Genomic DNA, 5,402 nt, shown 5'->3' with positions numbered 1-5,402 from the left:
ACCGCGTCGAACCGCTCCGGTAGCCGGTGTTGCGATTGATAGGCAGTGAGAATATCATTAGCCGATCCGTGAGCGCTGGCGTCGCGCAGCCAATAGATACTGCGAAACCGTGCCGCCTGCTCTTCCAGCTTTGGCAGATGGCGGGGCATGTCGTCCGCGTCAAACGCCCGCGCTGCCTCGTCGACCATCGCCTCGATATGCGAACGCTGGATCATGCCGAGGAGAATGGCGTCGAGGTAGGTGGTATGTGCATAGAGTTGTGCGTAGCCCAGGAAGGGATCACGGTCGCCGCGGTCGCGACGTAGGCCGACGAAGGCGGCGCCGTCCCTGGTGACCAGGCCGCGCCAGTCACCCGACAGGACCACGGTCCCACCGAGCAATTGGTCAGCACGGTCGGGGTCAGGCGGGTAGTCATCGGGAGACGTGCGAGACGCGAGCAGCCACAGCCACTGCTCGGCCCGGGACCAGGACCGCACATGCCTGGCACCCAGCGGTCGCGGTAGCTGCCGCTCCGTCGAGCTGAGGAACGCGACGGTGTAGGGACGGCCAGCGAACAGGAGTGCCCACGGCTGGAGCGCCGCCTCAAGGTCGGGCACGAGCGAGCTGGTGCCGCGTCGTCCGGCGAGACTTCGTAGAAGATCTCGTAGCTGGCCTTGGTGGCTGTTGATATGGAAGATCGCAAATGCTGTATCGGACCGCCCGGCGAGATCGGGGATGACAAGTTCAACAGCGAAAATTTCGCCGCCGGCGATTTGAACGGACGCAAGGCGATGCCAGCGGCTGGGCCGTGTCCCGTCACCGTAGAGGACACGAGTGCAAGGTGGGCTGAAGTAAGTGCGCCGGGCGGCGTCCGTCGCCTCAATGTCACGGTGCCCAAGCGGCACCGGGCCTTCTGCCCAATCCGGGGCCTTTGTCACGCGTGCCAGGCAGACGGCGACGACGGAGTGTCGTCCGTCAGCGCTTACCGATAGAATTCGTCGACCTCCGGCAGATCCAGCCTGATCACGAAACAGGCACGTCGGGTGGCGGGGTCTATCTCGAAGCGGACCCGCTCACCGACGACGGTCGTCCGAAAGCCTTCCGTGACGATGTCGCTGTAGTCGAAACCGTATGTCTCACCGTCTTCGTCGTCGCGAACGAAGTAGGTCGCTGTGACACGGTGGGGACCGCCGCCCAGCGGCTGCCGGTCGACGATACGGCCGAATCGCTGGGCAGCCTCGGGACGGCGAGTGGGCGCGGTCATTCTGCCTCCCGCACGCAGCGAAATCCGACGGCGTTGCTGCATCCGCGGCGGACGTAGAGTGCCTTCGAGGATGCCTGGACAGCACGGTACGGATTGTCGTACGAGCCGCCGCATATCACGGCCGAGTTGAGGTTGTCGAACACAGTCTCGGTCCACTCCCAGACGTTCCCGGACATCCCCTTGACTTCGCAGTGGGACTGATTACGAGGATGGTCGGTGACTTTGGTCGGCGCGCACTCCTTGAGTCGGCCGCCGTCGATCTCCTGCTTCCAGACTTCGTAGGTCACCAGTGGGCGACCGCTCCATGTGTCGGCGCAGTTTACCGCGTCGAGGTCGAGCATATCGCCCCACGGGAACAGACGGCCGTCGGCTCCCCGGGCTGCGGCTTCCCACTCGAGGGAGGTCGGAAGCCGCTTGCCCTCGAAACGGGCGAACGCGTAGGCGCTCCACCAGCTAATGCAGATAGCCGGATACTCGTCGAACCGAGGGTCGGTGAAGTAGTCGGCAGCGCGCAGACGTTCCCACCACGGCTCATGGCTGTGCCCTACTGGCGTCTCGGGGTGGTCCCACGCGCCGCTGCCCTGGCGTTCGACTGCGGCAAGGAATCCCTTGTACCGCCCGACAGTCACCGGGAACTCGTCGAAGGTCACCGGCTTCTCCACCTCGCGGAGAAGTAGCCGGTGACTGGGGCCGAGCACGTAAAAGCCGGCCGGGACGACGAGCGGTACGGCCGGGGGTGTCTCGGTTCCGAGGTAGTGGAGAAACCTTCGGACCTGCTCCGTCAGCAAAGGTTCCGGGCGGGCGGCCGCCGCGGCCGCCCGCCCCTCGGCGCTCCGCAGAAGCCGGGCAGCGAAGTACTCCTGGAACACGGAGTGAACGGGGGTCACGGCGTCAGCTCCCGCCGGCCGGAACAATGGGGCGAGGAGAAAGGTCTCCTGGCTCACCCGCCCGGCGGCGAAGCACTCGATGCCGAGTTCCGTACACACTTCGGTCAGCGAGAAGATGGTCTTGTCTGCCAGGAAACCGAGTCCGAGCAGTCGTTCAAGGCCCCGCTGAAGGTGGGAGAGGTTCCTCGACGTGAGGATCTGGCCGACGCGGGCGGTGACGAGATCGGCGAGGCGCCCCGCCGAGTCAGCGGTGAGGACCGTGTCGCCGCGCCCGGTCTGGTCGGCGAGTCGCACCTCGAGAGGCGAGACGGTGAGCGTCTGCTGATGCCGCTGCAACTGAAGATCGTGCAGACGTACTACGGCGAACCGCGGCAGCTCGAGCGGGTCGACGCCGTTCGCGTGAAGCTGCTGTACGAGCTGCTCCGAGATAAGGGACGAATTATTCAACAGCCGCCGGACCTGCGGAGAGTCAGCGAGGAACGAATATCGGGACGACATGACTACCGTCGACTCGGCGGAGAGGGCCTGCGCGACGTCCGCAAACAGGGAAAGGAACGCTGTGAGGCTGGTGCTCTGGACCGCCTCGTCGATGGCGTCAAGCACACAGAGCACAGATCCTGCGCGTATCAGGTAAAGGAACACGTCGAATACCCGCTGGCGGGAGATCGGCATGTATGGTGCGAGGATGCGGGTTACGAAATCGCCGAACTCCTCGTCGGGCTGCTTAAGGCTCATGTCGAGGTAGAAACGGTAGCGATGGATTGGGGGACCCTCCGGGGCCGCAACAAGGCGCTTGAGCAGAGTCGTCTTTCCGCTGCCTGGCCCGCCGATGACGAGGATGTTCGCCGACGTGCTGGCGAGGCTCCGCAGCATCTCCGCGGCATCGCTGGTTTCGCTGATATCCAACTCGCCGGTGTGCTGGTCGGCTTCCATGAGTTCGGCCGTGATCGTCATCGGCTCGGCGACTCCGGCACTTGGAGCAACCGGCGGGTACACGCGCTGCAGGGCCGCCAGATGGCCGGGTACGTCGACTATCGTCTCTACGAATCGCTCGTAGGCGATGATGCGGATCTCGCCGTCGGCGAACGGCGTTACCCCCGTGGAGGGCTCATCCTCAACCAGTAGGAACCGTGTCCGCTTGGGAAGCTGTGTCTGGAGAAGCTCGCCACTCGTGGCGCTCAAGAGCTGACTCAGCTCATCCAGACTCCGACTGAGCATGATCTCGACATACTCGACCCGCAACCCGGCCTGCCGACCGAACAACTGGTAAACCGTGCTCTCGGACAGCTCGAAGCGCTTGACTGCACGGAAGCCCAGCGTTGCGTAGAGGCCGGCGAGAAACTCGGCCTTTTTCTCGACGAGGGGGCTGAGCTGCGGCGAGTCCCCGGTGACAGCGGTAAGCCCAGTGTTCGTGAACCAGTCGAGGACGTCGAGCAGGCGTCGTACCGCGAGAAGACCGTCTTCGTCGGCAATATCGTAGCCGTCGTGTGTGGACCTGTTCCGGAGTCGCTGGATGTCCGTGAGAGCGTTGATGACGTTGGTGCTGCGAATATGCGGCCGACAACCTTTGATCAGATCGTTCAGGGCCTTACCGGAAGGGTCACCGGGTACCTCGTAATGGCTCCATACCTGCTTCAGCAGACGCTCGGCAATCTTTCCGATCAGTGCGATGGTGTTTTCGGGATAGCCGTCGCCCAGGGAGCGGACCGGTCGACCGAAATCCAGGCCGAGATGCCGCGCGATCCTGGAGTGACTTTCCAGCTCGCTCTGCAACCGGCGGAGCCGATCGTCAATGGCTTCTGTCAACGGTTACCTTCCCGTGCGCCGAGGACGAACGCGAACCGGTCCGGGAATGACAGTATCTTCTCGGTATGTCGGCGGTCGATCTCGGCGAGTCCGGCCTCGATCTCGACGTCATCGAACGTCGCAAGCAAGGACATGTAACGGTCTCGCACCATCGCCAGATAGCGGCCCTTGGGAATCTCGAGCGGGAAGTCGTGGTAGGTGACGCTGGCCGACAGACCCGCCCGTCGTATGTGATCGGCGATGACGTCGGGGGCGGGCTGGAGGGACTCGAACCTCTCGAGCGCCGCGTCGAACAGCGGATACTCGATCCGAGTTGGCAGCATCACGACGAGCAGCCTGCCACGGACACCGAGTAGGTCGGCGAGGCCGGCAATGACCCATCGGCGGTCGACGTCCGCCACGTGGTGGATCGCTTCCTTGACGATGATCGCGTCGAGGCTTCCGTGCGCAGTGGTCGGTCCGGCCGATGCCGGCCGCCCGCGGGCCAGTTCCTCGGCGGAGGCACGCAGGGGCTGTAAACCGGGATCAGCGGGAAGCTGCGCGAGCATCGCGGCCGAGGGGTCGACGCACAAGACGGGTGACGAGGGACGGACCAGGTCACGGATACGGCGGGTGAACAGCCCTGTCCCGCAGCCGACATCGGCGATCCGGTCAGCCGCGCTCAAAGCGAGCGAGCTGGCAATCGCGTGGGCCATCCAGCCCAGGAACGCTCCATTGTGCGACCAGTTGTGGTCGTAGCTGCCGGCAAGGCGCTCGTAGTGCGCCGCCGTCTCCGGCCCCGCCAAGCTGGTCACCTCCCGCCCACCGGTACAGGCGGATCATAACGGATCGGTTTCCCAACGAATGTGAACACGGACAACTCGGTCATTCCGAGCAGGGTCAGTGCAAGACATATGCCGACGGCTCACAAGGGCATCGGCGACGAAGGAGCGAGTGCCGCCCCGTAGCGGGGTGGCACTCGCGATCTTGATCAACCGTCCATCCTTCGTTCGAGCAGCTTGAGCGCGAGAGTGAGCACGAGGGTTGGCTCATGCCTTTCCCGGCGTCGGAAGGTGTCGGCGGTGACCTTGTACAACCGAGCCGCCTGCTCCCTCCTCACCTCCACCCGTGCGCCGGTGGTCCCCGGACGAAGACACAACATGATCTCCATCGCGGTCTTACCGGGCGCATCCATGGTGCCGACAACCTCGCTGATCTCCCGTTCCGTCTTGACCGCCCGCTCGTAGATCGACGCGGGTTCGCAGTCACGGGTTGGCTGGAGCAGGCGGATCAGAGTCGGGGTGAACGACAGCAGCTCCGGGGCCCGAGCGCCATGCCGGAACGACCGGCGAAGGCTGGTGACCAGCTCGGGGACGTGCAGAGGTTCCTGTGTGTCCATCGTTTTGCGACGGGGGGCGCCGTTGCCCCCGCTGACCCCGTCTTGTTCACCTTCCTTTCGCCGTGGCTCCAAGTCTGCGGGGCCGACT

General features: G+C 64.6%; 5 protein-coding genes. All 5 read right to left on the bottom strand.

The window, feature by feature from the left end:
- Positions 1 to 884: hypothetical protein (locus tag MJ783_RS21705; RefSeq protein WP_239313365.1), on the bottom strand; the 884-nt coding region annotated here is incomplete at its 3' end.
- Between the two features lie 77 nt (positions 885 to 961).
- Complete coding sequence (locus MJ783_RS21700) at positions 962 to 1,243, bottom strand: hypothetical protein (RefSeq protein WP_239313362.1); 282 nt, start codon at positions 1,241 to 1,243, stop codon at positions 962 to 964.
- Positions 1,240 to 3,936, bottom strand: coding sequence for an SUMF1/EgtB/PvdO family nonheme iron enzyme (locus MJ783_RS21695; protein ID WP_239313359.1), 2,697 nt, complete (start codon positions 3,934 to 3,936; stop codon positions 1,240 to 1,242). Before MJ783_RS21695 ends, MJ783_RS21700 begins: the two co-directional genes overlap by 4 nt.
- The gene (locus MJ783_RS21690) at positions 3,933 to 4,730 is read right to left on the bottom strand and encodes a trans-aconitate 2-methyltransferase (RefSeq protein ID WP_239313345.1); all 798 of its coding nucleotides are present in this window, start codon (positions 4,728 to 4,730) and stop codon (positions 3,933 to 3,935) included. The genes MJ783_RS21695 and MJ783_RS21690 overlap by 4 nt, the downstream gene beginning before the upstream one ends.
- A gap of 176 nt (positions 4,731 to 4,906) precedes the next feature.
- Positions 4,907 to 5,402 (bottom strand): hypothetical protein (locus tag MJ783_RS21685; protein ID WP_239313344.1); only part of this gene is annotated, 496 nt, incomplete at its 5' end.

Origin of the sequence: Protofrankia sp. Cj3 (assembly GCF_917627355.1) — a bacterium.
In the GTDB taxonomy this organism is placed as follows: Bacteria; Actinomycetota; Actinomycetes; order Frankiales; family Frankiaceae; genus Protofrankia.
The sequence above is the reverse complement of the archived record's forward strand: the minus strand, read 5'-3'. Positions and strand labels throughout refer to the sequence as shown.